The sequence below is a fragment of the Halorubrum sp. SD690R genome (genome assembly GCF_005435035.1).
GTDB lineage: Archaea > Halobacteriota > Halobacteria > Halobacteriales > Haloferacaceae > Halorubrum > Halorubrum ezzemoulense.
Map to the genome: position 1 here is coordinate 88657 of NZ_SGTV01000006.1, position 26984 is coordinate 115640.

Genomic DNA, 26984 nt, shown 5'->3' on the forward strand with positions numbered 1-26984 from the left:
TCTTCGGACCCTGCTGGGTTCAACCATGAAACTAGGTAAACTATTCAACGAAGACGATCGTGGTGTGAGTCCCGTAATCGGGGTCATACTGATGGTCGCTATTACCGTCATCCTGGCCGCTGTTATCGGAACATTCGTACTCGGACTCGGTGACCAAATCGGTGGATCCGCTACTGCCGGCGTCACGATCGATGGCGACAATACGACAGAAGTCACCGTGACTCTCACCAATACAGGCACGGCCGAGAGGGTTGATATCGTGGATTCCAGCAATGGCTCAGTCGTCGGAAACCTGAGTACTACCGGAACCAGTATCACTATCAGCAACACGCTCAGTGAGGATAGAAGGTATAATGTAGTCGCGGTTGGGCCGAACGAAGAATCGTCAGTTGTCCGTTCATTCATCGTCGAAGGGTAATCACTCAACCCTATCGGTTTTGCGTATTTTTGAGGAAGTGACTGAATCAACCAGATACGTTCTTGTGGTTGGGATCGTTTAAGATTATTTCACCGCAACCGGCTTTGAACCTCTGTCCGATACCGCAGTCCAAGCACATCAGTATTGAATTTCTGGATAGTCGCCGGATCTAGTTCGTCGTGTGATTCGCAAATGTTCGTCTCAGACTGAATAAGATGCGCAAGCGCGGCGTCAATCACCACGCTCATCGGTGGGTCGTCGTCTGGACCCCCCGCCACGATCTCGCTCACCTTTTCAATTTGCCGTTCGCGCCTGTCGGTGGGCTTGAGACTAGTTCGACGGCCCATTTATATCACATCGTATGTACGGGGGTCACGATCCCGTCGTTCTGGAGTGGCTGAAACGGTCCATATTGAAGTGGCACCGTCAGATCGGCCACAATCGCGCCGACCGTCGACCGTAACCCGGCCGATTTCTATGTACCTCACGCGCCGATCGCATCGACTGAGGTATGTAAATCGCTGATCGTGAATACATCCACGTCCGACCCCACGGAGTCGGTCCGAGATCCCCTCTCCAGCGGTTTTCATGCCCGCCCCACGAGTTCGAGCAGCGTCGGTACTTCACCATCTTCCGGGAAGCGCACTAGGTACGCGCGCTCGCCGACGCGCTGCGTGTGAGCGTCGGCCTCCTTGGTCGAGCTGTCCTCGGCGACTAATCCGTCGAGTTCGAGGTGCTGTTTGTCGATCGTCACGGTTCCGCTACCGTCGCGGTCGACGAGACTTTTGAATCCCATCGACTCTCGGGGGCACGGTGGTTCAATTAAGGATACCTCAAGGTGACACCAATAGATTATTTAGCTACCACCCGGTGGTTGACTCGAAATCACCAGACAGGAGCGACCCCCGTGATGTTACATTACGGACTTGATCCGGGGGACGGTAGGGTTCTTTATAAAAAGTCCACGCCGTCTTGTGTTTCAGAAACGTAATGTAGCGACACGGGCGCGACGGGATTTGAACCCGCGGCATCTTGGTCCGGAACCAAGTGCTCTGTCCGCTGAGCTACGCGCCCTCACGAGCCGGTATCCGCGGCGAGCGTTTAACGCTTCTGACTCGGATCGTCGTCCGAGGCCCGCGGGTCAGTCTGCCACTCGAACGCTTCGCCCGGAGAGTCGGCGGCGGCGCCACCGGCGGACGCGCCGCCGTCGGTTCGGGCTCGGTCGGTCGTGTCGCTCTCGCCGTCGATCGCGCCCGCGGCGTCGAACAGGCGGCCGACGAACAGCAGTCCGGGGCGGCGCTCGACGACGGCGACCCAGGCGACGAGCGCCGGGGGCAACACGATCAGCGACGCGAAGTAGGCGAGCGTGATGCTGGCGGCGGTGAGGAGGCCGAACTGCCCCAAGACGGGGGTGATCGCCAACACGAGGACCCCGGTCCCGAGCGCGGTCGTCGCCCACGTGCCCGTGAGCGCGCCGCCCGTCCCGCGGAGCGTGGTGATCACCGCGGCGTCGACGTCGCCGCCGCGCGCGTACTCGTCGTGGAAGCGGTGCGCGACGTGGACGGTGTAGTCGACGCCGAGCCCGATGGTGATCGCAAGGATCGTCGCGGTGATCGCGTTGAACGGGATCCCGCCGAGCCGCATCGTGGCGGTGAGCGTCGCGACCGCGACCGTCACGGGCATGAGCGTGACCAGCCCGAGCGTCGGGCTGCCGAGCAGCAGCCAGAAGAGGATGACGAGGAACACCGCGGAGAGCCCGAGCGCGGCCGCGAGCGAGACGATCGCGGAGTCGAATATCGTGTCGGCGACCGCCTGAAAGACGACGATCTGGCCGGTCGCGATCGTGTCGCCGCGGTAACGGTCGGCGACGCGGCGGGCGTCGGCGGCGATCTCGGCGTCGCTGGCGTCGGACTCGACGGCGTACACGATCCGCGTCGAACGGTCGTCGTCCGCGAGGTACTCGCCGGTGAAGTCGTCGTACGGCGAGTCGCGCAGCTCCGCGTAGATCCGGTCGAGGTTGCGGTTGGGACGACCGTCGTCGAGCGACGACTCCTCGACGAGCTGTTCGAACTCGGGGTCTTCCGAGGCGTACGCGTCGATCGCGCCCTGGACACTGTCGGTGCTGGCCCGGCCGTCGACCGTGACGAACGTGTCGGGCGGGTCGCGCTCGGCGCGCGCCAGGCTGCGGAGGGCGGCGTCGCTGGTCATGCGCCGCTCGACGTAGATCGTGACGGTGTCGTCCTCGCTCGTGGCGAAGTTGTCGGAGAGGAAGTTGATCGTCTCCGTGGCGGTGTACTCGCCCGGCTGGAGCGGGCCGGGGAGGTAGTCGACGTACGCCGGCTCCTCGCTCGGCGGCAGGAAGTCGTCGTCCTCGAACGTCGTATCGACGCCGGCGCCGTAGCCCGCGGCGCCGGCCGTGATCAGCAGGACGACGACGAGGAAGACGGCGGGCGCGGGCCGCGAGATCCCCGAGAGCCGCGGGAGGAGCCGACCGAGCGCGGAGTCCTCGGAGCCGAGCGGGCGCGAGCCGAACTCGGGCAGCGAGCGCTCGGCGCGCCAGCGGTCGAGGAGCAGCTTCGCCGCCGGCAGGAAGCCGACGAAGATGACGAGGGTGAAACAGATCCCCAGCCCGGCGACGAGGCCGAACTCGCGGAGCGGCGGCAGCGAGCTCGTGAGGTTCGCGAGGAAGCCGATGATCGTCGTCCCGGCGATGATCGAGTAAGCGACCACGAGCTGACCGAGCGCGCCGCGCATCGCCGTCTCCGGGGGCGCGCCCGCCGCGCGGTCCTCGCGGTAGCGGTTCACCGTGTGGATCCCGAAGTCGATCCCGATCGCGAGGAGGAGGACTGGCACCGCGATCAGCACCTCCGAGAAGGCGATCCCCGCGTAGCCGGTGAAGCCGAACGTCCAGACGACGGTCATCAGCAGCGCGATCCCGCCGAGGACGAAGTCGAACGGGTCGCGGTAGGCGTACGCCAGCAGGCCGAGTATCACCGCGAGCGCCGCGGGCACGACGATGCCGAGCGAGTCGAAGATGACGCGCTGGAACTCGTCGTCGACGATGCCGCTCCCGAACGCGGTGATGTCGCCCGGGGCCTCCTCGGCGACCGTCTGCGCCTCGGACTGGATCGCCTGCGTGTCGGCCGACGCCGGGAACCCGTGGTTGACGACGCCGAGCGACGCCGAGGCCGTTCCGGACTCCTTGTTGAAGTCGTCCGAGAGGAGCGTCGCGAAGCCGGGGTCCCGCGCGGCGGCGGCCACCGCGTCCTCGATCTGCCCGTCGCTGGCGCGCTCGATTGCGTCGCGAGCCGCTTCCGGGGTGTCGGCGTCCTCGTCGAGTTCGGCCGCGACGTCCATCGCCGGCGCGGAGAAGCTGGTTACCCGCAGGCTGTCGCGCTCGTCGAGCCGTTCGGCGGTCGCCAACATGTCGAGGAGCCCGCGGCGGTCGAGCACGTTGGTGTCGCGCTGGATCAGCTGCGTCGTCGGGTCGTCGCCACCGAAGGCGGGCTCGAACTGCTCGTTCACGCGGTCGAGCGCGTCCGACTCCTCGATCCCGTCGGTGAACTGGTCGCTGCCCGCGCTCGCCTCCAACAGCGCCATGCCGGGCGCGAACAGGGTGGTCACGACGAGGCAGGCGATCACGACCCGGCGCGGCTGCTCGATGACCCGATCGGTGATCGCGCCGAACAGTCGGGTGACCGGGTCCATCTATCGGGAGCGGAGTCGACCGCGGAGCCGTGAGATCGCTCCGCTCACCCGACCGCGCTGCCAGACGACCACGCCGCCGACCGCGAGGACGCCGAGCAGGGCGACGATCCCCAGCGGCGAGGAGAGTGCCCCGCTGTCGTCGGCGGTGACGACCTCGACCGGGAGCCGGTAGGTGTCGGAGAGCTGTTCGTCGCCGTCCGCGTCGTCGTATCGGAAGTCGACCGCGGCCGCGTACGTCTTCGGCGTGGCCCCGCCGTCGACCTCGACCTCGAAGGTGACCGTCGTCGCCTCGCCCGGGTCGAGCGAGGTGACGAACGCCTCGTCGTCGGACGACGAGAGCGGCGAGTCGACGAACAGTTTCGCCTGGACGTTCGAGATCGGCTCCGGACCGGTGTTGCGGACGACAGCGTGGTACTGGACGGTCGACCCCGGCGTGACCGCCGAGGGGTCGGTGGCGTTCGGCTCCGCCGGCGACACCGCGAACACGTCCGCCTCGGGCGCGACGTCGACGACGGCGTCGAGCGCGTCGGAGGTGACCACGTCGCCGGCCGATCCGGTCGACACGAGCGAGATGCCCCCGTCGTCCGTCCGCCTCGCGCTCACGCCCTCGTCGGTGCCGATCCCGCGGTAGCGGACGGCCACGTTGACGGTCCGGGGACCCGGATTCGCGTCCGTCCGGAGGCCGGCGTCGAACGTGGCGGTCGCCGTCTCGCCGACCGCGAGGTCGCCGACCGTGTCGCGAGTGGAGCGCGGCACGATGTTCTGGTCCGTCTGGACCGTGTCCTGTCCCACGCCCTCGGGGGCGGGTGCCTGATTGCTGAACACGACGACCGCGTTCTCGATCTCGCGGGGGCCGCGGTTGCGCACCTCGACGGTGAACGAGCCGTCCTCGCCGACGCGCAGCGTGCTGTTGACGGCCTCGGCGACGAACGACTGGGGGGGCAGCGGCGTCACGCCCGTCCGGACCGTCCGGGCGGCCGCGTCTGCGCGCTCGGCGTCGCGGTAGTAGACCTCGAACTCCAGCGTCGACGACCGGGCGGTCGCCTCGCCCGCGGAGGCGAACCGGTAGGCGAACGTGCGGTTCTCGCCCGGGGCCCACGCGCCGACGTACGTCTCGGTCGTGCCCGCGTCGGTGGCGAAGGTGAGGTCGGGGTCGATCGGGTTCGCGGCGACGGAGGCCTCGTGTGCGGTCTCGTTGCGCACGTTCCGCATCGTCACCTCGACGATGCCGTTGTCGCCGGCCTGGACGACGCCGTCGACGTCGACGACCGCGAACTGCGCGCGGTCGGTGATCTCGACGGAGACGTACACTGTCTCGGACGTGATCTCCTCGTCGCGGACCGTCGAGCCGTCGTCGACCTCCGCGCTCTCGACGTTCCGGTACTCCAGTCGGATCGGGACGCGGTAGACGCCGGGCTCGGCGTCCTCGTCGGGGACGACCGTGAACTCGATCGGCCCGGTGACCCCGCGGGCGATGTCGCCGACCGTCTGCTCGCCGGTCCGCACGTCGAAGGGGACCTCCCGGTTCGCCTCGTCGCCGGCGAGGATCCGCGCCGTCGTCTCGTGGGCGGTCACGACCTCGCTCTCGAGGTCGTCGGCGCCTTGTTCGTCGATGTCGCCGCGGTTGTTCAGGTTCACCTGAAGGGTGGACTCCTCGCCGGGGACGAACGCGGTCTCCGGCGCGAACGCCTCGATGTCGGGGTCGCCGCGCACCGTGTCGTTGGCCTCCTGCGCGACTACCGCTCCGGTCGCGACGAGGGACACGACGAGAAGCAGGACGACGACCGTCCGGATTCGACTCATGTTGGTTACCACCGGATTGGAGGCTGCGACGTAATACCCTTCGGGAACCCGCGACAACAACGTATCTGTTTCCGTATAGGTGTCGCAGACGGGTCTCGGTAGTCGATGCGACAGAAATTCGAGACACACCGGATTCTACCGGTTTGACGCCAGTTGCTGTCGAACTGCCGAGAGGCGCAGAAGCGATCGTCAAAACGATCTATCGTTTCGCAATCGCTTTTTTATATACTTAACCGGCGTCAAGCGCCGAGGCTTTGTGGGGGCGTCACGGAGGGCGCATATGGAGTCGCTCCGCGACCTCGGGCTGTCGAGCTACGAAGACCGGGCGTACCGCGCGCTGCTCGCCCTCGGCACCGGGACCGCCGCGGCCGTCGCCGAGGAGAGCGGCGTGCCGAAGGGGCGCATCTACGACGCGCTCGGCGGGCTGGAGTCGCGCGGCTTGGTCCGGGTCCAGACCGACCGGGAGCCGAAGCGGTACGCGCCCGTCGAGCCCGCCGTCGCCGTCGACCGGCTGGTCGAGGCGAAGCGCCGGGAACTCAACCGGCGGATCGAGACGTACGAGTCGGGGAAAGGGGAGCTGATCGACCGGCTGGCGGACGCCGAAACGGCGGACGACGAGTTCTGGACCGCCGCGGTCGGCGCCGACGACTCCCTCGACCTCCTCTTCGAGCGGATCGACGCCGCCGAGGAGTCGATCGTGGTCGTCGCCACCGACGTCTCCGCGCAGTTCGACGTCGACCGCGACGGACCGGCGCTCCTCGACCGGCTCCTCGCGGCGATCCGGGGCGGCGTCGACGTCTCCGTGCTCATCTCGCCGAGCGTGTTCGACGACGCGCGCGCCGCCGTCGACGAGGACCGGGCGACGCTGACGATCGCGCAGGGGCCCTTCGAGCTACGCGTCACCGAAGACGCGTACGGGAACTTCTATCTCATCGACGGCGAGGAAGTGTGCCTAGAGGTCGCCGACCCGCTTTCGCCCGACCGGCTGTTCGGCATGCTCGACCTCCGCGACCGGGGATTCGCGGCGCGCGTGAACGAGGGCTTCGAGGCCGCGTGGGCGGACGGGACCGTCGTCGACGAGGTGTGACGCCCGCGGATCCGGCCGCTCGGAGGGTCGTCGGAGCGCGACCTGACCACCAGTCCGGACGGCCGCACCGGGTCCGGATGGATCGGGGCGTCCGTCGATTATCAAAACCGATTTCTCCGGCGCGCAGCTTTATCACCCCGCGTCCGTACCGTCGGTAGAACCCATAGTGACCCTCCGGCCATCCGACACGTCGACGCCCGACCGCAGCGGCGACGAGGGCGACGCCTCGGCGACGGATCCCCCCGAGACCGACGACGCAGAGCGGGCGGCTCGCGCGGAAACACGACCGGAGACCGTCGGGACGTGCGGCGCGCCCGCCGACCGGGAGTCGGGGACTCGCGACGGGGCGCCCCCGGACGGCGGCTCGGTCGAAGCGGACCGGTTCCTCCTCGCCGTCGCCGTGGACGGCGAGGTGTTGTTCGCCGGCCCGTCGGCGACGGACGTCGTTGGCGTCGAGCGCGACGCGCTCGTCGGGAGCGACCTCCTCGACCGCGTCCACCCGAGCGACCGCGACCCGGTGGCCGACGCGCTGTCGGCGGTCACGGCGAACCGGACGGTCACCCACCGCATCCGCCGCGCGAGCGGCGGGTACGCGTGGGTCGAGTCGATCGTCGACGAGGAGCTCGCCACGGAGTTCGGCGGCCGGATCGTCACGGTCCGTCGAGTCGACGTCGACCGAACCTTCCCAGAGCGCTACCGGGCCTTCCTCGAGTACGGTAGCGACCTCGTCACCGTCGTCGACGGCGACGGCCTCGTCGTCTACGAGAGCCCCTCCGTCGAGGAGGTGCTCGGCTACGAGCAGGGGGCGACCGTCGGGCGCTCCCCGCTCGGCTACGTCCACCCCGACGACCGCGAGCGGGTGACGGAGCGGTTCTATCGCGCGCTCGACGAGCCGAACGCGGCGCCCACCCTGGAGTACCGCTACCGCACCGCCGACGGCGACTGGGTCTGGCTGGAGTCGCGGACGCGCTCGCTGCCGGCCGACAGCCCCGTCGGCGAACTGCTCGTCAACTCCCGCGACGTCACCGAGCGGAAGGCGCGCGAGCGGCGGCTCACCGACCGGAACGAGCGGCTCGACCGCTTCGCGAGCATCGTCTCGCACGACCTCCGGAACCCGCTGTCGGTGATCCGCGGCTCCATCGAGATGGCGCGGCTGCGCGGCGAGACGGAGCCCCTCGAACGCGGCGAGCGCGCCGTCGAACGGATCGACCAGCTCGTCTCGGAGCTGCTCACCCTCGCCCGGCAGGGGACCGGCATGGACGAGCCGACCGAGTTCGCGCTCGCGAGCGTCGCCCGCGACGCGTGGGAGACCGCCGCCGAGGGCGACGAGTGCGCAGAGCTGGTCGTCGCCGGCGACGCGCAGGTGTACGGCGACCGGGGGCGGATGCGGCAGGCCCTGGAGAACCTGTTCCGCAACGCGAGGGAGCACGCGACGCCGGGCGCGGCGGAAGCCGCGGTCGACGGTTGCGAGGACGTGCCGACAGACGGGGACGAGGAGGCGCCGGCGTCCGGCGACGACGCGCTCACCGTGCTCGTCACCGCCACCGACGAGGGGTTCCTCGTCGCGGACGACGGGGCCGGGATCGACCCCGAGGACCGCGGCTCCGTGTTCGAGTCCGGGTTCACGACCCGAGCCGACGGGACGGGGTACGGGCTCGACATCGTCCGCGAGATCGTCGAGTCCCACGGGTGGACGGTCGAACTCCGCTGCGACGCCGACGGCCCCGTCGGGCTCCCGGACGGGCGGCGGCTCCGGATCCCGGAGGGCGCGTGCTTCGAGGTGTGCGCCCCCGATCCGGCCGACACCGACCCCGAGGAGCCCTGGATCGATCGGTAGGGGGAGGACCCGGCGCGTTTATTCCTCGCGGCCGCCAATTCGGCCCGTGAGCGTCGCCGACCTGACGGTCCGGCAGGCCGAGCGCGCCGACCTCCTCGCGGTGGTCCGGATCGAGCGCGCCTGCTTCTCGGACCCGTGGCCGCACGACGCCTTCGAGCGACTGCTGGACGAGCCGGCGTTCCTCGTGGCGGAGCGTGAGGGCGCGGTCGTCGGGTTCGTCGTCGCCGACCGGACGCCGAACCACGGCCGGGACATCGGCCACGTCAAGGACCTGGCCGTCCACCCCGACGCCCGCGGCGAGGGGATCGGGCGGACCCTCCTCCGGTCGGCGCTGACGCGGCTCCGCGCGACCGGCGTCGCGGTCGTCCGCCTGGAGGTGCGCGAGGGGAACGACCCCGCCCGCTCGCTGTACGCCGACGAGGGGTTCGAACCGGTCCGGCGGGTCGGCGGCTACTACCGCGACGGCGAGGACGCGCTCGTGCTCGTCGTCGACCTCGCCGCGTGGGCCGGGCGAGCGGGGTCGGGCGGCGGCGACGGTGTAGAGTCGAGGTAACGCGCCGCATGCCTATCGGCTTGCGGCGCGGGGTTTGCCAAGGCTTAGTGTCCGGGAGGCCGACCCGATCGGTATGAGTTCGGTTCCCGAGCGGTCCGAGATCGACGCCGAGTACAAGTGGGACCTCGACGGCATCTACGCCGACGACGAGGCGTGGGAGGCCGCCTACGAGACGGTTTCCGACCGGATCGGCGAGCTGGCCGACTACGAGGGGCGCGCGACCGAGGACGCCGCGACCCTCCTCGAGCTCCTCGAGCTGCGCGAGGAGATCTTCCGCGAGCTCCAGCAGGTGATGACGTACGCCCGGCTCCGGAGCGCCGAGGACACGCGGAACCAGGAGTACCAGGCGATGTCGGCGAAGGCGTCGTCGCTCGGCTCCGAGGCGTCGAGCGCGATCTCGTATCTCGACCCCGAGATCCAGTCGCTGACCGAGGCGGACGTGGCGGACTTCGTCGACGACGAGCCCGGGCTCGCGGAGTACGAACACTACTTCGACGACGTGCTGCGAAAGAAGCCGCACACGCGGTCGAGCGAGGTCGAGGAGGTGCTCGCGGACCTCTCGGAGGTCACCGACGCACCGAGCGAGATCTACTCGATGTTGACGAACGCCGACATGACCTACGGCGTCGTCGAGGACCCGGACGGCGAGGAAGTCGAGATCACGCAGGCGAACTTCACGAAGCTCCAGACCAACCCGGACCGCGAGTTCCGCGAGCGCGTCCACGAGACGTTCTACGACGAGTGGGTCGACGTGCGCAACGCGGTCGGCACGTCGCTGGAGAAGGCCGTCCGCGAACAGGTCACGAGCGCCGAGATCCGCGACTACGACTCCGCGCGCGCCGCCGCGCTCGACGGTTCGAACGTCCCCGTCGAGGTGTACGACACGCTCGTCGACACCGTCGACGACAACCTCGACGTGCTCCACCGCCACGCCCAGCTGAAGGCCGAGGCGCTCGGCGTCGACCGGCTACAGAGCCACGACCTCTACATGTCGCTGACGGGCGACCAGGGTCCGGACGTGGAGTACGAACAGGCCCGCGAGTGGGTGATCGAGGCGGTCGCGCCGCTGGGCGAGGAGTATCAGGAGCGACTGGCCGGGGGGCTCGACTCGCGGTGGGTCGACGTGTACGAGAACCGCGGGAAGCGCTCGGGCGCGTTCTCCTCGGGCACCTACGACACCCAGCCGTACATCATGATGAACTACCAGGACGACATCGCCTCGATGTACACGCTGGCCCACGAGCTCGGCCACTCGATGCACTCCGAGCTGGCGGGCGACGCGCAGCCGTGGCACGACGCGAGCTACGAGATATTCGTCGCGGAGATCGCGTCGACGGTCAACGAGACCCTGCTCACCCACCACCTGCTCGACACCGTCGAGGACGACGAGCTCCGCACCCACGTCCTCGACGAGTACCTCGAACGCTTCCGCTCGACCCTCTTCCGCCAGACGATGTTCGCGACGTTCGAACAGGAGATCCACGAGCGCGTGGAGGCCGGCGACGCGCTCACCCCCGACGCGTTCGACGAGATCTACGGCGACCTGAAGGGGGACTACTACGCGCCCGCCGAACTCACCGGCGGCATCGAGCGCGAGTGGCAGCGTATTCCGCACTTCTACTACGACTTCTACGTCTACCAGTACGCGACCGGCATCTCCGCCGCGGCCGCGATCGTCGAGCGCGTCCTCGACGAGGGCGACGAGGCCGCCGCCGACTACCGCGAGATGCTGCGGGCGGGCGGCTCCGACTACCCGCTCGACGTGGTCGAACTCGCCGGCATCGACATGGCCTCGCCCGACCCGATCGAGTCCGCCGTCGGGATCTACGACGAGTACCTCGACGAGATCGCGGCGCTGCTCGACCTAGAGTAACGCCGACGCGCGGGAGTCGACTGATCCCTCCGACGGGCCGGCGCAGTCCGGCCCCCGAACGACCGAGCCGGCGGCCCAAAGCATATGATTCGCTCGGCCGAACCCGCCCGCCGGGATGGACCGCAGGCTGCTCGTCGTCCCGGGTGTCCTTCTCCTGCTCGCCCTGATCGCGGACGTGAGGGTCGTCCGCTGGGAGGCGGCGCTCCGCGCAGGACCGGGGCTCGAACGACACCCGACCGTGAACGCGACCGGCCTCCCCGCGAGGTGCGCAGAGGCCGCCGTCGCCCTCGCCGACGGCGACGACGTCTCGATGCGGGGGTATCGGATCGCTCCCGGCTCCCTTGACCTCGTCGTCGAACGCACCTCCGCCTCCGGTCGGTGGGCGCTCGGCGACGCGAACTGCGCGGACCGCCTCGCCGGAGTCGACGACCTGCGCGTCGACGGCCGCTCGTACCGGGTGCTCGGTCAGTACTTGCGCGGGCGAGTTGACCGGACCGCGCTGTTCGGGCTGGCGCGGCTCGGGAGCGGAGTCGTGGGCGTCGGACTGCTCGCGGTCGGGCTCCTCGCGACCGTCAGTCGGGAATCCGAGTGACGGCGGTGGCCGGTTCCGACCGGCCGCTCACCGGGAACCACCGCCGCTCATCCTCCAATTTTATTAGCTGTCTGAGCAGTTACCGACGGTATGGAGTGGCACGAGCGTTCGGAGGCCGGGGCGGACACGCTGCGCCGACAGGCGGTTCGAATTCCGCTCCCCGACAGGGAGGCGGAACGGGACCTCCACGAGAACATGGCCCGGATCGCGGACGCCGGCGAGCGGAAGGCCCAGCTACTCGACGATCCGGACGTCCCGCTGACGGAAGTGTACGAGGACGAACTGGACGAGATGCGACAGAGCTTCGAGTACCGCTTACAGCAGGTCGCCGGCGAGGAGTACTACGACGTCGCGACCGCGTATCTCGACGGCGAACGCGACGACTGGATCGGAGCGCTCGCCGCGTACTACTTGGAGTGTTACTACCGCTTACAGGAACGCTACACTGTCGACGAACAGATCTTCTTTCTGTTGATCCTCCGATATCCGGACTGTTTCACGGTGAACCTCAGTTTCCTCGGCGGTGAGATCAGCCGAGACGCGGTTCGGTACGAGTCCTCCGCGCTCGCGGACGCGGACCTCACGGAGCGTGGTCAGGAGCAGTACTACGCGGACAGCCAGTACTCCCAACACGAGGCCGCGGAGTACCTCCGCGAGAGCGTCGGCTGTATCCGCGAGGCGTTCCCGGACCCGGACGCGACCTCGGCCGAACGGCGGCAGTACGGCGGGTTCATCCATCTCACCGGACGGCAGGGGCCGACGTTCGCGGAGCGCCTCGACTCCTGGGCTCCGGACCCGGACCGGTTCGACGAGCCGGCCGCCACGCCCGATATCGTTCCGGAGGGGCCGGAGGCAAGACGAGCGAAGCGAACGCTCCTCACCGACGCCGAAGTGTTGATCTGACGGTCGCGGACCGGTCTCGACGGTCGGCGGCAACCGGGCGGACTCGTCGCGGCCCAGCTTGCGGGGACCGGTCCGACCGTCCCGGCACCGATTTACCGCTCCCCCGCGACACGAGTAATCATGGACGAACGCGTACGCGAGCACGCCGAGGTGCTTGTCGACTGGAGCGCGCGGATCGAGGCCGGCGACGACGTGGTTGTCAGCGTCGCGGAGGACGCCCACGAGCTGGGGGTCGCGGTCGCCGAAGCCCTCGGCGAGCGGGGCGCGAACGCCACGACGATGTACGGCTCCGCGGAGCTCTCCCGCGCCTATCTGAAAGGCGTCGAGGCCGGGACCGACGGCGATGTCGACGCGGACGACTTCGACTCGGACCCCGCGGTCGAGCGCGCGATGTTCGAGGCCGCCGACGCCTACCTCCGAGTCGGGGGCGGGCGCAACACCACCGCGGTCGCGGACGTCGACCGCCCGACCCGGCAGGCGTACGCGAAGGCGCGGCAGGGCGTCCGCGAGGCGCGGATGGACACCGACTGGGTGTCGACGGTCCACCCGACGCGGAGCCTCGCCCAGCAGGCGGGGATGGCCTACGAGGAGTACCAAGAGTTCGTCTACGACGCCGTCCTCCGCGACTGGGAGTCCCTCGCCGACGAGATGGCCGAGATGAAGTCGGTCCTCGACGCGGGCGACGAGGTCCGGATCGTCACCGAGCGCGACGGCGCTCCCGACACCGAGGTGACGATGTCGATCGCGGGCCGCACCGCGGTTAACTCCGCCGCCTCCGTCGCGTACGACTCGCACAACCTCCCTTCCGGTGAGGTGTTCACCGCGCCGTACGACACCGAGGGCGAGGTCTTCTTCGACGTGCCGATGACGATCGACGCGACGCGGGTCCGGAACGTTCACCTCGCGTTCGAGGGCGGCGAGGTCGTCGACTTCTCGGCGGAGTCCGGCGAGGAGGCAGTCGCGGACGTCCTCGACACCGACGACGGCGCGCGGCGGCTGGGCGAGCTCGGGATCGGGATGAACCGCGGCATCGACCGGTTCACCGACTCGATCCTCTTCGACGAGAAGATGGGCGACACCGTCCACCTCGCGGTCGGCCGCGCCTACGACGCCTGCCTGCCGGAGGGCGAGTCCGGCAACGACAGCGCGGTCCACGTCGACATGATCTCCGACGTGAGCGAGCGCTCCCGGATGGAGATCGACGGCGAGGTCGTCCAGCGGAACGGGACGTTCCGGTGGGAGGACGGCTTCGAGGCGGAGAACTGACCCTGTCAGAAACGGGGCAGCGAAGGGCGGACCGCGGCTATTCGGTCGCCGCCTCGATAGCCGCTTCGAGGTCGGCGACGATGTCGGCGGGGTCCTCGATGCCGACGGAGAGGCGCACCATGTCTGGGGTGACGCCGGCAGCCTCCTGTTCCGCTTCGGTCAGCTGCTGGTGCGTTGTCGACGCCGGGTGGATGACGAGCGTCTTCGCGTCGCCGACGTTCGCGACGAGCGATGCGAGGTCGGCCTCCTCGACGGTCGCGCGAGCCGCCTCGTAGCCGGCCTCCAGCCCGAACGTGAGCATCCCGCCGTAGCCGCCTTCCAGGTACTCGCTCGCCTCCTCGTGGGTCTCGTGGCTCTCCAGCCCGGGGTAGTTCACCCACGCCACGTCGTCGTGGTTGTCGAGGTACTCGGCGACGATCCCCGCGTTCTCGCAGTGGCGGTCCATGCGCAGCGGGAGCGACTCCGTCTGCTGGAGCGTGTTCCACGCGTCGAACGGCGACTGCTGGTCGCCCAAGTCGCGCAGGCCGCGAGTGATCGCCGCGAAGGTGAACGCCGCGTCGCCGAACCGCTCGGCGAAGTTGATCCCGTGGTACGCGGGGTTGTCCTGCGCGATCTCGGGGTACTTCTCGGCGTGGTCGGCCCACGGGAACGAGCCGCCGTCGACGACGACGCCGCCGACCGTGGTGCCGTTCCCGGTGAGCCACTTCGTCGTCGACTCCCAGACGAGGTCGGCGCCGTGTTCGAGCGGCCGGCAGAGGTACGGCGTCGCGAACGTGTTGTCGACGAACAGCGGCACGCCGTGGTCGTGCGCGATGTCGGCGATCCGCTGGATGTCGGGCGTGACCAGGGCGGGGTTCCCGATCGTTTCGAGGTGGACGTACGCCGTGTCCTCGTCGATGGCCTCGGCGTACCCCTCGTAGTCGAGGGGGTCGACGAACCGCGTCGAGACGCCGCGGCGCTCGACGGAGTGAGTGAGGTAGGTGTAGGTGCCGCCGTACAGCGCCGACGAGGTGACGATGTTGTCGCCCGCCGAGGCGAGGAGGAACGTCGTCACGTCGAGCGAGGCCATGCCCGAGGCGGTCGCGACCGCGCCGACCCCGCCCTCAAGCGAGGCGATCCGCTCTTCGAGGGCGGCGTTGGTCGGGTTCATCAGCCGGGAGTAGACGTTGCCGGCCTCCTCCAAGCCGAACAGGTCCGCGGCGTGGTCGGCGTCGTCGAACTGATAGGCGGTCGTCTGGTAGATGGGCGTCGCGCGGGCGCCCGTCGCCGGGTCCGGGTCGGAGCCGGCGTGGACGCTTCGCGTGCTGAACTTCGGGCCGTCGTCCCCATCGTCGGATGGCATGGATCTGTGTTCCGCTGCCGCGTAGTTAAAGCCGACCGGCCCACGCGGGCGTTTCCGGTATCTCTGAGATCGGCGGTCGAGCGCGTGCGAGGACGACGGCGGGAACGACGGATCGCGAGAGGTGACGCGTCAGCGCGCGAACTCGTGGCAACCGTTAACAGCGTCGGGCCGTAACTTCCGGTATGGGAACACAAGGTCCGCGCGGCGATTCCGCCGAGCTGGAGGAGCTGCTGGGGGAGATCCCGGACGGGGTCTGGCAGTACCTCGCGCTCGGCGTCGCCCTCCTCGTCGCCGTCGCCCTCCTCGGGCAGAGCCTCGCGTTCGGCGTCGCGGCGCTGGCGGTGCTTTTGGCGGCCGTCACGGTCGTCAGCGCCGTCGAGATCGTCGACGCCTACGACAAGGAGGCGCTCACCGTCTTCGGCGAGTACCGCGAGCTGCTCGAACCGGGCGTCCACCTCATCCCGCCGTTCGTCTCCCGCACGTACCCGTTCGACATGCGGACCCAGACGATCGACGTGCCGAGCCAGTCGGCGATCACGCGGGACAACTCCCCCGTGACCGCCGACGCGGTCGTCTACATCAAGGTGATGGACGCGAAGAAGGCGTTCCTCGAAGTCGACGACTACAAGAACGCCGTCTCGAACCTCGCACAGACCACCCTCCGCGCCGTCATCGGCGACATGGAGCTCGACGACACGCTCTCGCAGCGGGAGCTGATCAACGACCGGATCAACGAGGAGTTAGACGAGCCCACCGACGAGTGGGGGATCCGCGTCGAGGCCGTCGAGGTCCGCGAGGTGAGCCCCTCACAGGAGGTCCAGCGCGCGATGGAGCAACAGACCGGCGCGGAGCGCCGCCGCCGCGCGATGATCCTCGAAGCGCAGGGTGAACGCCGCTCCGCGGTCGAGCAGGCCGAGGGTGACAAGCAGTCCAACATCATCCGCGCGCAGGGCGAAAAACAGTCCCAGATCCTCGAAGCGCAGGGAGACGCCATCTCGACGGTCCTCCGCGCCCGCTCCGCCGAGTCGATGGGCGAACGCGCCATCATCGAGCGCGGCATGGAGACCCTAGAGGAGATCGGGAAAGGCGAGTCCACCACCTTCGTCCTCCCGCAGGAGCTCACCAGCCTCGTCGGCCGCTACGGCAAGGCCCTCTCCGGCTCCGACGTTCAGCAGATGGAGGGGTTAGAGGGCAAGGAGTTCGACGAGGAGACGGAGAAGCTGCTCGGGTTGGAAGACATCGAGAGCGCCCTCGAACAGATCGACACCGTGGCCGACGACGACCTCCGCACCGACGAGACCCGGGACGGGGACGCGGCCCGCGACGTCGACCTCGCCAAGCAGGAGGCGGCGACCCGCGAGGCCGACCGCGACATCGAACTGGAGGCCGAAAGCGAGCGGCCGAGCAACTGAGACGCGCGGGCGATCGTGAGCCGGGTCAGGGCCGCCAGCGGTCCGGGTCGACCGCCCAGAGGAGGGCGACTGCGACCGCGCCGCCGACTCCTCCCGTGACCAACGAGAGGGGGTCGGACGCCCCCGCCGCGAGCGCCGCGAGCAGCAGGACGGAGCCGGCGAGGAGGGCGACGGTGTCCTCGGTTGTCGTCGCGCGGACCACCGGCGCCACGGCGCCGCCGACGGCCGCACCGGCGGCGATCCGCGCGGGCGGACCGGTCGTGAGGACGGCGTGTGCCGCCGGGTTCGTCGCCGTCGCGGGGGCCGATCCGGGCGCCGCGACGAGGCCGACGCCGAACGCGAGCGCGGCGACGGCGCCGAACGCGGGCGCGACCAGCGCCGCGCGGGCGGAGCCGTCGCCCCCGGTCGCGGCGGCCGCGCCGCCGACGAGCAGGACCGACCCGGCCGCGAGGAGCGCGGGGGCGGCGAGCGACGAGAGAGGAGCGGGTGCGGTCAGTGCGATTCCGTCGGCCGCGGACGAGGAGGGGACGAACGCCGGCGCGACCGTTCCCGCGAGACCGATCGCGGCGACGCCGACGACGAGGAGGGCCGAACCGAGGAGTCGACTGCGGAGTGACATGCGTGGCCGGAAGCGTCCCGGCCACAAAACGATCGCGGGACCGAGCCGGGATCGCTGCGGAGGGGGGCCCGACCGTCACACCGTGATGCCGGCGCGCTCGTCGCCGATGGCGACGATCACGCGCTCCGGGGGGCCGCGCTCGTCCGCGAGGCGCAACAGGAGCGTCTTGACGACCGGCTCGTCGGCGTCGATCTCGCCGCGGACGCCGCCTTGGTCGACGGCGATCCGAAGCGAGTGGTCGCCGGTGCGGCTGATCCCGCCGAGCCGGAGGCGGACCTCGGGCGCGGTGAGCCGCTGGGCGATCACTAAGATCGCGTCGCCCCCGTCGTCGACGAAGTCGGTGCGCTCGACGAACGCGCGGGACTCGGTCGCGTCGGGTTTGAGCGCGCCGCGGGCCGCGGCGGCGGACCGGAAGGAAGCGGCGTGAGTCGGTAGCTCCTCCGGGCGCGCGAGGACGCTGCGCGCGTCGATCATCGGGTTGCCGTCAACGTACCGGCTCCGCACGCCGAGGTCGCGCGGCGTCGAGGCGGCCACGTCGTGGAGGCGGTCGACGCACCCGGCGGTGGCGACCGCGAGCGCTCCGGAGACGACAGCACGACGGTACACGGGCGAGAGTGTGGCACAGCGACGTAAAAACCCCGCCGTCACGGTGACGCGGGCTGAGAATCGGGCGCTACTCGTCGATCATCGGCGCGGGCACGCCCTCGTCGCCGCCGTCGATCTCGAAGGCGCGGCGCAGCTCCGCGATCCGGTCGCGGATGTCCGCCGCCAGCTCGAACTCGAGGTTGCTCGCGGCCTCGTCCATGCGGTCCTCGAGGGCCTCGATCTGGGCTTTCGCCTCGGCTTCGCTCTCCACGTCGCCGACGCTGACCGACGAGGTGTCCGTCTTCGAGCCGGGGAGGTTCGTCTCGCTGACCGGCTTGTCGATGGTGGTCGCCTCGTAGCCGTGCTCGGCGTTGTACTCCAGTTGGATCTCGCGCCGGCGCTGGGTCTCCTCGATCGCCGCCTCCATCGAGTCGGTCACCTCGTCGGCGTAGAGGACGACCTCGCCGTTGACGTTGCGCGCGGCCCGCCCCATGGTCTGGACGAGCGTCGTGGTGGAGCGGAGGAACCCCTCTTGGTCGGCGTCGAGGATGGCGACGAGGCTCACCTCCGGGATGTCGAGCCCCTCGCGGAGCAGGTTGATCCCGACGAGCACGTCGATGTTGCCCAGGCGGAGGTCGCGGATGATCTCGTGGCGTTCGAGGGTGTCGGTCTCGTCGTGCATGTACGCCACGTCGACGCCCGCTTCCTCGAGGTACTCCGTGAGGTCCTCGGCCATCCGCTTGGTGAGCGTGGTGACGAGGACGCGCTCGTCGCGCTCGATCCGGTCGTCGACGCGCTCGAGGAGGTCGTCGACCTGCCCGGTGGCCCCCGTCACCTCCACCTTCGGATCGACGAGGTGGGTCGGCCGGACGATCTGCTCGACGATCCGGTCGGAGGTCTCGCGCTCGTAGTCGCCCGGCGTCGCGGAGACGTAGAGGGTGCGGTCCGTCTTCTCCTCGAACTCCTCGAACGTCAGGGGGCGGTTGTCGTAGGCGGTCGGGAGCCGGAACCCGTTCTCGACAAGCGAGTCCTTCCGCGACTTGTCGCCCTCGTACTGCCCTTTGATCTGCGGGATCGTCTGGTGGGACTCGTCGACGACGGTGAGGAAGTCGTCGGGGAAGTAGTCCAGCAGGGTGTAGGGGGCGTCGCCGGACTCGCGGTCGTCCATGTGGACCGAGTAGTTCTCGATCCCGGAGCAGTAGCCCGCCTCCCGCAGCATCTCGATGTCGAAGGTGGTCCGCTCCTCGATGCGCTGGGCGGCCACGAGGTCGCCCTGCCGCTCGAAGTAGCTCACCCGCTTCTCCATCAGGTCCTCGATCTCCGCGATCGCCTGCTCCAGCTTGTCGTCCGGGATCGAGTAGTGCTCCGCCGGGTGGAGCATCACCGCGGGCTCCTCGGAGACGACCTCGCCGTGCATCGGGTCCACCTTGATCATCCGGTCGATCTCCTCGCCCCACAGCTCGACGCGCACCGCGTAGCGCCCGTACATCGGGTAGATCTCGACGGTGTCGCCCCGGACGCGGAACGTCCCCTGCGTGAAGTCCACGTCGTTGCGCTCGTAGTTCAGGTCGACGAGCCGGGTGAGCAGCTCCTCGCGGCCGACCTCCTCGCCGACCTCCAGGCGGAGCGCCATGTCGCGGTAGTTCCCCGGGTCGCCTAGCCCGTAGATGGCCGAGACGCTCGCGACGACGATCACGTCGTCGCGGGTCAGCAGGGAGCGCGTCGCGGAGTGGCGCAGACGGTCGATCTCCTCGTTTATCGACATCTCCTTGTCGATGAACGTGTCCGTCTGCTCGACGTACGCCTCCGGCTGGTAGTAGTCGTAGTAGGAGACGAAGTACTCGACGGCGTTGTCCGGGAACAGCTCGCGGAACTCCTCGTACAGCTGGGCCGCGAGCGTCTTGTTGTGGGCGAGAACGAGAGTGGGCTGGTCCAACTCCTCGGCGACCCACGAGACGGTGTTGGTCTTCCCGGACCCCGTCACGCCGAGCAGCGTCTGCTTTGTCGCGCCCGACTCGTACCCCTCGACGAGTTGCTCGATCGCCTCGGGCTGGTCGCCCGCGGGCTCGAACGGGGCGTCGACGCGGAGCGGGCGGTCGACGGTCGGGCGGTCCTCCGAGAGGGGGGAGTCGGCGTCGCTCACGATACGCGTCGTTGGGCGGCGAGCCACTTGAGCGGCGCGGCGATACGAGCTGACCGTCTGCGCCTGCGAGCCTCGCGGTTCGTCCGATTATGGATCGGTGATCGAGACGAACACCTCCGAAGCCCCAGTCGCTCGATACAGAACGACGAACTCGGTGACTGCGACCACCGAAGCCCCAGCCGCGAGGATTCGCGCGACTCGCTGTGCTCCTCGTCGCTTACTCCGTTCGCTCCTGCGGTGCTTGCTTCGTCGTGCTTCGTCCTCGCGGCTGCCCCTTCGAGTCCCGCACCGCTCCGCGACCGCACCTCACGCCTCCCCAACCTCGCGGCTCACGGCTCGCGGCTTCGCCGCTCGCGTTCGCCGCGTCCCTCGCACGCGCTCCGAGCGCCCGCTGGCGCTCGGAGGCGCGCGCCACAGCAGTAGATCGAGCGAGCGATTTCGCGTCGACACCCTGCTTCATCTCCGGACGAAAACGTTTCCCCCTACCCCCGCGACGCTCCCCGTATGCGCATCGCCGTCCCCAACAAGGGCCGCCTGCACGAGCCGACGCTCTCGCTGTTGGAGCGCGCGGGGCTCCACGTCGAGGAGACCGCCGACCGCCAGCTGTACGCCGACACCGTCGACGAGGACGTGACGGTGCTGTTCGCGCGGGCGGCCGACATCCCCGAGTACGTCCGCGACGGCGCGGCCGACCTCGGCGTCACCGGCCTCGACCAGGCGGCCGAGTCCGGCGGCGTCGTCGACGCCGCGAGCGCGGCGGCCGAGGGCGACCTCGTGGACCTGCTCGATCTGGGCTACGGTTCCTGTCGGCTCGTCCTCGCCGCGCCCGAGGCCGGCGGGGTGTCGGCGGTCGAGGACCTAGCGGACAGGACGGTCGCGACCGAGTTTCCGAACGTCACCCGCGACTACCTCGACCGCGTGGGCGTCGACGCGGACGTGGTCACGGTGACGGGCGCGACGGAGCTGACCCCGCACGTCGACATGGCGGACGCCATCGTCGACATCACCTCGACGGGGACGACGCTGAAAGTGAACCGGCTGGCGGTGATCGACGACGTGCTCGACTCCTCCGTCCGGCTGTTCGCGCGCCCCGACGTGGTCGACGACGCGAAGGTCGAGCAGGTGGTGACCGCCTTCGAGTCCGTCCTCGCCGCGGACGGCCGTCGCTACCTGATGATGAACGCGCCGAAAGAGCGGCTCGACGCGGTGAAGGACGTGATCCCCGGGCTCGGCGGCCCGACCGTGATGGACGTCGAGGCCGACGAGAACGGGAACGGGATGGTGGCGGTCCACGCCGTCGTCGACGAGCGCGACGTGTTCGAGATGATCTCGGATCTCCGGTCGGTCGGCGCGACCGGCATCCTCGTCACGGAAATCGAGCGCCTCGTGGAGTGAGCGAGAGGCGAAGCGGTCAGTCCCCCGCGTCGTCGCCCTCGCCGATCAGCCGCTCTTTCTCGGCGCGCGACAGCGACTTGACCGCGTACTCCCGCGACATCGCCGCCGACTTCGAGTCGAACGACTCGACGTGGCGGAGGGTGACGGGGGTCCGCCCGCGGGTGTACTTCGCGCCCTCGCCGGCGTCGTGTTCGGCGACGCGCCGCTCGACGTCGGTCGTGTACCCGGTGTAGAGGGTGCCGTCGGCGCACTCGATGACGTACACGTGGTGGTCGGCCACGGTCGGCCGTCCGAGCGCGAGCGGCAAGTGTGTGCGGGTGTGCCCAGAGGGGCAGGCGAACGGAGCAGTCGCTCCCCGTACGCTCGTCCTTCGATCGGCGTTTCGCCGGTCAGTCTCCGGTTCGAGTCCGCTCGCGAGACACCTCTGCGATGCCCGCGTTCGCGGAGCACTTCGGGCACGCGTTCAGGTCGCCGCGTTCGTCCGCGAAGACGCGAGCGAAGCGGTCCGAGACGTGCGACCCGCAGTGGTCACAGCGTGGCATGTGATGCCGACATACGTCGGCAACTACCATACGGGCTCGACGAACTAATACCCTTTTTCGACCCAGTCGGCTGCCGGTATACGGTCGGTTAAGCGAGTCCGGATGTCGCCGGATCTCCTCGCTCGATCCCCCCGCTCACTCGGCGCGCGCGGCGTCGACCGCGCGGGCGATCAGCCCGGCCTGCGCGCCGGCGACGAACCCGGCGTCGACGTTGACGGTCGTCAGCACGGAGCACGACTGGAGCGCCCCCTCCAAGGCCGCCACTCCCTCGCCGCCGACGCCGTAGCCGGTCGAGACGGGGAGCGCGATCACGGGGGCGTCGACGAGGCCGGCGACGACCGTCGGGAGCGCCCCCTCGCGACCCGCCGCGACCACGACGGCGTCCGCCTCGCGGACCCGGTCGGCCTGGTCCACGATCCGGTCGAGGTTGGCGACGCCGACGTCGTCGACCCGGTCGACGGTCGCCCCGATCTCGCAGGCGACGACCGCGGCCTCGCCGGCGACGGGCGCGTCCGCGGTGCCGGCGGCCACGACCGCGACCGCGGCGTCGAGCGAGGGGAGTTCGAAGTCGGCCGCGTGCGCGACGACGGTCCCGGTCCGATCGTCGCGCTCGACCGTCGCGTCCGGTCCCACGTCGCCGACCGCCGACGCCACCGCGGCCGCCGTCGCCTCGTCCGCCCGCGTCACGAGCGCCCGGCCGGTGGTGTCGAGCGCCGTCGTCGCCAGGGCGGCGACCTCCGCGGGTGTCTTCCCCTCCGCGAGGATCGCCTCCGGGATCCCGCGGCGTCGCTCGCGGGCGGCGTCGAAGCGCCCCGCGTCCGTGGTCGCGTAGCCCGCGAGCCGCGACTCCGCCTCCTCGATGCCGATCTCACCCGCCTCCAGCGCCGCTAACGTCTCTCGCATGGGGCGTCGTCGGGGGCGGCCTCGGTCGAAGCTGTCGGTTCGAGCCGGGCGCGCCGCGCGCGAGGTCGAGCCGGGGTCGAAGCGCGTTCGCGAGCGTCACGCGACGACGCGCGCTCCGTCCGGACCGCGCTCGGAGCGGGGTCGGGCCGCGTTTCGCGTCGTGCTCGCGGCGGGGCGGAGACGAGAATCTCACAAGACTTATACGCGCTTGTACTCGCGGCCTCCCGCGAACGGGCCGCACGGCGCCCCTCGCGGTCGAATTCAGGAACTCTTATTAACCATCACCGGGTAGGCCCGATCGCATGGCAGACCTCATTGTCAAAGCGGCCGTCAAGGAAGCCCTGGACGACAAGAACGTCGCTTCGGACTTCTACGACGCGCTGGACGACGAAGTGGACGAGCTGCTCGAAGACGCCGCGCGCCGCGCCGAGGCCAACGACCGGAAGACGGTCCAGCCGCGCGACCTCTAAGACGGAACTCGTTTCCGTTCCATTTTATTTGCGTGCCGCCCGCCGAGCGGCCGCGCTGCGGGGCGTCGCCCGGGGATATCAGACCGACTCGATCCGGACGCCGGACTCGGTGCCGACATGTATCTCGTCGGTCATCCCGACGAACAGCCCGTGCTCGACGACGCCCGGAACCTCGGCCAGCGTCGCCGACAGGGCGACCGGGTCGGCGATCTCGCCGAACGCGCAGTCGAGCACGAGGTTCCCGTTGTCAGTCACCACCGGACCGTCCTTCCGCTCCGCGCGCCGCAGCGTCGGCTCGCCGTCGGCCTCCCGGACGGCCGCGGCGACGGCGGTCCGCCCCGATGGCAGCACCTCGACCGGGACCGGCCGGTCCAGCCGCGGCGACTCCTTCGAGGGGTCCGCGACGACGAGGAAGCGGTCGGCCGCGGCGTCGACCAACTTCTCGCGGGCGTGGGCCGCGCCGCCGCCCTTTATCAGAGCCCCGCCGGTGTCGGGGGCGCCGCCCCCGTCGACGCCGGTCGCCACCTGGTCCGCGCCGTCGATGGCGAGGTCGATACCCGGGCCGTCGAGACCGACCGCCTCGGGGAGGTCGAGGCAGGGAATCCCCGCCCCGACCGCGAGTTCGCGGCTCGCGAACGAGGTCGGGACGCCCCGGACATCGAGGCCGGCGTCGACCCGGTCCCCGAGCCGCCGGATCGCGTGCGCCGCCGTCGACCCCGTCCCCAGTCCGACCACGTCGCCGTCGGTGACGGCCTCGGCCGCCGACTCGCCGGCGCGCCGCTTCATCGCGTCGCTCCCGCCGCTCGTCTTCATGCGACGAGGTGCGGGCGGAGCTATTGAAAAGGCGTCGGCGGTTCGCTCCGACCGCGCGACTGCCGAAATGTATTACTCGCGACGCGATCAGTCGGAAGTATGTCCTCGGCAACCGCTGTCCTCCCGCTGTTCGGTCTGACGCTCCTCGGTGCGATGTTCGTGACCGCGGCGCTTCAGTCGCGCGGTCGACTCCCCTTCGCGGTCCCCGAAGGCGCGTACGTCGCCGTCTCGGTCGGGGCCGTCTCCGTCGTCGCGCAGTCCCTCGTCGGGTCGGACCGAGAGACCGTCGCGATCCTCGCCGTCGGGGCCCTCGCGTGGGCGACTGGGTACGAGACGGCGCGCGGTGACGACGAGAGGTAGGTCGCCGCCTACTCCAACCGGTCCAAGACGGCCTCCGCGTCGTAGGCCAAGGAGAGTTCGCGGGAGCGGCCGCGGCCGTCGACGTCGGCGTACTCCGCGTCGATCACGCCGAGCTGGTCGAGCTTGTTGATGATCTCCGAGTAGCGGGTGTAGCCGAGCCCCGTCTCGTCGTTGAACACGTCGTACACCGCGCCGGCGCGCTCGCCGTCGTGCTCGGCGAGGACGCGGACGAGGTCACGCTCGGAGTCGGAGAGCCCGCGCAGCGACCGCGAGAGGTGGACGTGCTTCGACTTGTCGTACGCGTCCTCGACGTCCTCCTTCGAGACGGTCTTCGAGGCGCGCATCTCCGCGTTGAGCCCGGCCCGGCGCAGGAGGTCGATCCCGACCCGGAGGTCGCCGCTCTCGGCGGTGAGGTCGGCGACCCGCTCCAGTTCGGCGTCACCGATGACGCCCTCGTGGAAGCCGCGCTTGGCGCGCTCGGCGAGGATGTCGTAGATCTCGGTCGCGTCGTAGACGGGGAAGTACACCTCCTCGGGCCGGAAGACCGACTGGACACGGGTGTCGAGGTCGTCGATCACGTCGAGCCCGAGGTCCGAGGAGACGACGATGACGCCGATCTTCGCGCCGGAGTGCGCCTCGTGGGCGCGGAGGAGCGAGTACAGCGTGTCGGAGGCCTCGTTCTCGTAGAAGAGGTAGTTCACGTCGTCCAAGGCGACGACGAGCACCTCGTCCTCCTCGACGAGGCGGTCGGTGATCTGGCCGAACAACTTCTTGAAGGAGATGCCCGACGACGGGGGTTCGTACTCGAAGATCCCCTCGAACAGCCGGGAGAACACCGCGTAGCGCGTGGAGTCGACCTGGCAGTTGACGCGGACCGTCCGCACCTCGGTCCGGGCGCCGAGCTCGCCGAAGAGCTTCTGGACCGCGGTGGTCTTGCCGGTTCCCGGCGGTCCGCGAACCATCGTGTTGAGCGGGCGGGAGCCGCGAACCGCGGGGCGGAGCGCGTACTTGAGGTTCTCCAGTTGGCTCTCGCGGTGGCGGAACGTCTCGGGGACGTGGTCGATCTCGAACACCGACTCGTCGCGGAACACCGACTCGTCCCACGAGAGCATGTCCCCGCCGTCCCCGGTCATGCGAGTACCACGAGAGGCCGCGCACTTAACCGTTGCCCGGCGTCGGGGCGGAACTGAAACTTGTCGCGCCAGCGTCGGATAAGAGCGATTCCGCCGATCGGTCGTTCACTCTCGGTCCGGCAAGCCTCCGGCCGCGTCGGGCGAGATATCCGCCGGGTCCGCCTCGCCTCCCGCGTCCGCCTCGCGGCGCAACACCAGCACGTGGCGCGTCAGCGACCGGTGAACCCGGCGCTCGAACGCCGCGTCGACGGTCCACCCGGCGTCGCGGGCGGGGCCGCGCCAGTCGCGGTCGGCGATCAGCACCGCGCGCGGCGCGACCCGGGCCGCCTCCGCAAGCGCGCCCGCGACGAGGTCGGCCAGCTCGTGGCGCGCGATCTTCGACTGTCGGCCGTAGGGGGCGTCGAACGCGACCCCGTCGACGGCGTCGTCGGGAAGCGGGAGCGCGGTCGCGTCGCCGCGGGCGACGTGCCAGTCGGGGGAGGGAGCGTCGGCGTCGTCGGCGAGGTATGCGCGGAAGTTCCGCCGCGCGCCGTCGGCCATCTTCGCCTGCGCGTCGCAGGCGACCGCGTCGGCGCCGACGAGGCCCGCTTCGAGGGGGAGACCACCGGTGCCGCACATGGGATCGAGCAGGGTCCGCCCGGGGGCGGCGCCCGCGAGGTTGGCGTAGGCGCGGGCGTCGGCCGGGGCCATGCTCCCCGGCTGGAAGAAGGGGCGGTCGGTGGGGTCCGGCGCGAAGTCGCGGGCGGCCTCGGCGGCGACCCACCCGAGCGCGCACAGGTCCGCGTCGCCGCCGTCCGCGCCGGCCACCGCGTCGTGTTCGGCGCGCGGGCCGGCGGCGAAGAGCGCGCGGAGGACGTGGTCGGGGTCGTCGAGGTCGACGTCGAACCCGCGGTCGACGAGGACGCTCCCGAGTTCGCGCTCGACCGCCTCGGTGGAGACTCCCGACGTTCCCCGGACGTCGCGGGCGCGGACCGCCACGCTTCCGGAGCGGTCGAGCGGCGCGGCGCGGAGCGCGGCGACCGCGGCGTCGACGTCGGCGTCCGTCCGCGCGACCGCATCGTGGGCGGCGCGCGTGTACGCGAGGCGCCGGACGTGCGCGCCGTCGATCCCGCCGGTCCGAGCGATCCCCGGCGCGAGGAGGTCGACGCCGGTCGCCGCGGTCGCCGCTTCGCGGGCGGCGAAGGCGTCAGTCTCGCCGGCGAGTTCGAGCCAGTACACGCCGACCGC

26 protein-coding genes and 1 tRNA gene are annotated in these 26984 nt (G+C 70.0%); 12 read left to right on the top strand and 15 right to left on the bottom strand.

Annotation, left to right across the window (positions count from 1 at the left end; genetic code table 11):
* The first annotated feature begins 25 nt into the window (after positions 1 to 25).
* Positions 26 to 418 carry an archaellin/type IV pilin N-terminal domain-containing protein gene (locus EXE41_RS05565; protein WP_137690476.1) on the top strand — a complete coding sequence of 131 codons (393 nt, stop codon included), beginning with the start codon at positions 26 to 28 and terminating at the stop codon, positions 416 to 418.
* Between the two features lie 89 nt (positions 419 to 507).
* Here the strand turns inward: EXE41_RS05565 and EXE41_RS20010 are convergent, their stop codons facing one another.
* From EXE41_RS20010 to EXE41_RS05590, 5 genes are all read right to left on the bottom strand, one after another.
* Positions 508 to 765, bottom strand: a complete 258-nt coding sequence (locus tag EXE41_RS20010) for a hypothetical protein (RefSeq protein ID WP_137690477.1) — start codon at positions 763 to 765, stop codon at positions 508 to 510.
* Positions 766 to 1004: 239 nt separating this feature from the next.
* On the bottom strand, positions 1005 to 1214 hold the full coding sequence (locus EXE41_RS05575) for a hypothetical protein (protein ID WP_137690478.1): 210 nt from the start codon (positions 1212 to 1214) through the stop codon (positions 1005 to 1007).
* A 205-nt stretch (positions 1215 to 1419) separates the two neighbouring features.
* Positions 1420 to 1492: transfer RNA gene (locus EXE41_RS05580), tRNA-Arg, on the bottom strand.
* A gap of 27 nt (positions 1493 to 1519) precedes the next feature.
* Positions 1520 to 4126 carry an RND family transporter gene (locus tag EXE41_RS05585; protein WP_137690479.1) on the bottom strand — a complete coding sequence of 869 codons (2607 nt, stop codon included), beginning with the start codon at positions 4124 to 4126 and terminating at the stop codon, positions 1520 to 1522.
* Entirely contained in the window at positions 4127 to 5929 is a 1803-nt protein-coding gene (locus tag EXE41_RS05590) for a COG1361 S-layer family protein (RefSeq protein WP_137690480.1), read from the bottom strand.
* 280 nt (positions 5930 to 6209) lie between these two features.
* Between EXE41_RS05590 and EXE41_RS05595 the strand changes: the two genes are divergently transcribed.
* From EXE41_RS05595 to EXE41_RS05625, 7 genes are all read left to right on the top strand, one after another.
* The gene (locus EXE41_RS05595; protein WP_086216323.1) at positions 6210 to 7016 is read left to right on the top strand and encodes a TrmB family transcriptional regulator; all 807 of its coding nucleotides are present in this window, start codon (positions 6210 to 6212) and stop codon (positions 7014 to 7016) included.
* Between the two features lie 166 nt (positions 7017 to 7182).
* On the top strand, positions 7183 to 8853 hold the full coding sequence (locus EXE41_RS05600; RefSeq protein WP_137690481.1) for a PAS domain-containing protein: 1671 nt from the start codon (positions 7183 to 7185) through the stop codon (positions 8851 to 8853).
* A 46-nt stretch (positions 8854 to 8899) separates the two neighbouring features.
* Positions 8900 to 9406 carry a ribosomal protein S18-alanine N-acetyltransferase gene (gene rimI / locus EXE41_RS05605; protein ID WP_094580426.1) on the top strand — a complete coding sequence of 169 codons (507 nt, stop codon included), beginning with the start codon at positions 8900 to 8902 and terminating at the stop codon, positions 9404 to 9406.
* Positions 9407 to 9479: 73 nt separating this feature from the next.
* Positions 9480 to 11279, top strand: a complete 1800-nt coding sequence (gene pepF, locus EXE41_RS05610; RefSeq protein ID WP_137690482.1) for an oligoendopeptidase F — start codon at positions 9480 to 9482, stop codon at positions 11277 to 11279.
* Positions 11280 to 11394: 115 nt separating this feature from the next.
* Complete coding sequence (locus EXE41_RS05615; RefSeq protein WP_137690483.1) at positions 11395 to 11871, top strand: hypothetical protein; 477 nt, start codon at positions 11395 to 11397, stop codon at positions 11869 to 11871.
* A 90-nt stretch (positions 11872 to 11961) separates the two neighbouring features.
* Positions 11962 to 12774, top strand: coding sequence for a hypothetical protein (locus EXE41_RS05620; protein WP_137690484.1), 813 nt, complete (start codon positions 11962 to 11964; stop codon positions 12772 to 12774).
* A gap of 120 nt (positions 12775 to 12894) precedes the next feature.
* Positions 12895 to 14040 carry an aminopeptidase gene (locus tag EXE41_RS05625; RefSeq protein ID WP_137690485.1) on the top strand — a complete coding sequence of 382 codons (1146 nt, stop codon included), beginning with the start codon at positions 12895 to 12897 and terminating at the stop codon, positions 14038 to 14040.
* Positions 14041 to 14077: 37 nt separating this feature from the next.
* On the opposite strand, the gene EXE41_RS05630 is transcribed toward EXE41_RS05625, so the two are convergent.
* Complete coding sequence (locus EXE41_RS05630) at positions 14078 to 15382, bottom strand: O-acetylhomoserine aminocarboxypropyltransferase/cysteine synthase family protein (protein WP_137690486.1); 1305 nt, start codon at positions 15380 to 15382, stop codon at positions 14078 to 14080.
* A 182-nt stretch (positions 15383 to 15564) separates the two neighbouring features.
* Between EXE41_RS05630 and EXE41_RS05635 the strand changes: the two genes are divergently transcribed.
* A complete protein-coding gene (locus tag EXE41_RS05635) occupies positions 15565 to 16794 on the top strand; it encodes an SPFH domain-containing protein (RefSeq protein ID WP_137690487.1) in 1230 nt (409 codons plus the stop codon).
* Between the two features lie 25 nt (positions 16795 to 16819).
* On the opposite strand, the gene EXE41_RS05640 is transcribed toward EXE41_RS05635, so the two are convergent.
* The 3 genes from EXE41_RS05640 to uvrB form a co-directional block, all read right to left on the bottom strand.
* Complete coding sequence (locus EXE41_RS05640; RefSeq protein ID WP_094520607.1) at positions 16820 to 17413, bottom strand: hypothetical protein; 594 nt, start codon at positions 17411 to 17413, stop codon at positions 16820 to 16822.
* A gap of 75 nt (positions 17414 to 17488) precedes the next feature.
* Entirely contained in the window at positions 17489 to 18019 is a 531-nt protein-coding gene (locus tag EXE41_RS05645) for a hypothetical protein (RefSeq protein WP_137690488.1), read from the bottom strand.
* 67 nt (positions 18020 to 18086) lie between these two features.
* Positions 18087 to 20141 carry an excinuclease ABC subunit UvrB gene (gene uvrB / locus EXE41_RS05650; RefSeq protein WP_086216334.1) on the bottom strand — a complete coding sequence of 685 codons (2055 nt, stop codon included), beginning with the start codon at positions 20139 to 20141 and terminating at the stop codon, positions 18087 to 18089.
* Positions 20142 to 20645: 504 nt separating this feature from the next.
* Here uvrB and hisG point away from each other — a divergent pair.
* Positions 20646 to 21536 (top strand): ATP phosphoribosyltransferase, encoded by an 891-nt coding sequence (gene hisG, locus EXE41_RS05660; RefSeq protein WP_137690490.1) that lies wholly within the window; start codon positions 20646 to 20648, stop codon positions 21534 to 21536.
* A gap of 16 nt (positions 21537 to 21552) precedes the next feature.
* Here the strand turns inward: hisG and EXE41_RS05665 are convergent, their stop codons facing one another.
* The 3 genes from EXE41_RS05665 to larB form a co-directional block, all read right to left on the bottom strand.
* Positions 21553 to 21816: a GIY-YIG nuclease family protein gene (locus EXE41_RS05665; protein WP_049932157.1), complete on the bottom strand. Its 264-nt coding sequence runs from the start codon at positions 21814 to 21816 to the stop codon at positions 21553 to 21555.
* A 109-nt stretch (positions 21817 to 21925) separates the two neighbouring features.
* Positions 21926 to 22078 (bottom strand): hypothetical protein, encoded by a 153-nt coding sequence (locus tag EXE41_RS19215; RefSeq protein WP_008440770.1) that lies wholly within the window; start codon positions 22076 to 22078, stop codon positions 21926 to 21928.
* 135 nt (positions 22079 to 22213) lie between these two features.
* A complete protein-coding gene (larB, locus tag EXE41_RS05670) occupies positions 22214 to 22981 on the bottom strand; it encodes a nickel pincer cofactor biosynthesis protein LarB (RefSeq protein WP_086216848.1) in 768 nt (255 codons plus the stop codon).
* A gap of 302 nt (positions 22982 to 23283) precedes the next feature.
* On the opposite strand from larB, the gene EXE41_RS05675 reads away from it, so the two are divergent.
* The gene (locus EXE41_RS05675; protein WP_004047560.1) at positions 23284 to 23451 is read left to right on the top strand and encodes a DUF1931 family protein; all 168 of its coding nucleotides are present in this window, start codon (positions 23284 to 23286) and stop codon (positions 23449 to 23451) included.
* Between the two features lie 78 nt (positions 23452 to 23529).
* On the opposite strand, the gene rpiA is transcribed toward EXE41_RS05675, so the two are convergent.
* A complete protein-coding gene (gene rpiA / locus EXE41_RS05680; RefSeq protein WP_094494218.1) occupies positions 23530 to 24264 on the bottom strand; it encodes a ribose-5-phosphate isomerase RpiA in 735 nt (244 codons plus the stop codon).
* A 99-nt stretch (positions 24265 to 24363) separates the two neighbouring features.
* Here rpiA and EXE41_RS05685 point away from each other — a divergent pair, with 99 nt between their 5' ends.
* Positions 24364 to 24624, top strand: a complete 261-nt coding sequence (locus EXE41_RS05685; RefSeq protein ID WP_049932131.1) for a hypothetical protein — start codon at positions 24364 to 24366, stop codon at positions 24622 to 24624.
* Between the two features lie 8 nt (positions 24625 to 24632).
* Here EXE41_RS05685 and EXE41_RS05690 read toward each other — a convergent pair whose 3' ends face one another.
* Together EXE41_RS05690 and EXE41_RS05695 are read right to left on the bottom strand one after the other, a co-directional pair.
* On the bottom strand, positions 24633 to 25757 hold the full coding sequence (locus EXE41_RS05690; RefSeq protein WP_137690491.1) for an ORC1-type DNA replication protein: 1125 nt from the start codon (positions 25755 to 25757) through the stop codon (positions 24633 to 24635).
* A 105-nt stretch (positions 25758 to 25862) separates the two neighbouring features.
* Positions 25863 to 26975 (bottom strand): TIGR01177 family methyltransferase, encoded by a 1113-nt coding sequence (locus tag EXE41_RS05695; protein WP_137690492.1) that lies wholly within the window; start codon positions 26973 to 26975, stop codon positions 25863 to 25865.
* Between the last annotated feature and the right edge of the window lie 9 nt (positions 26976 to 26984).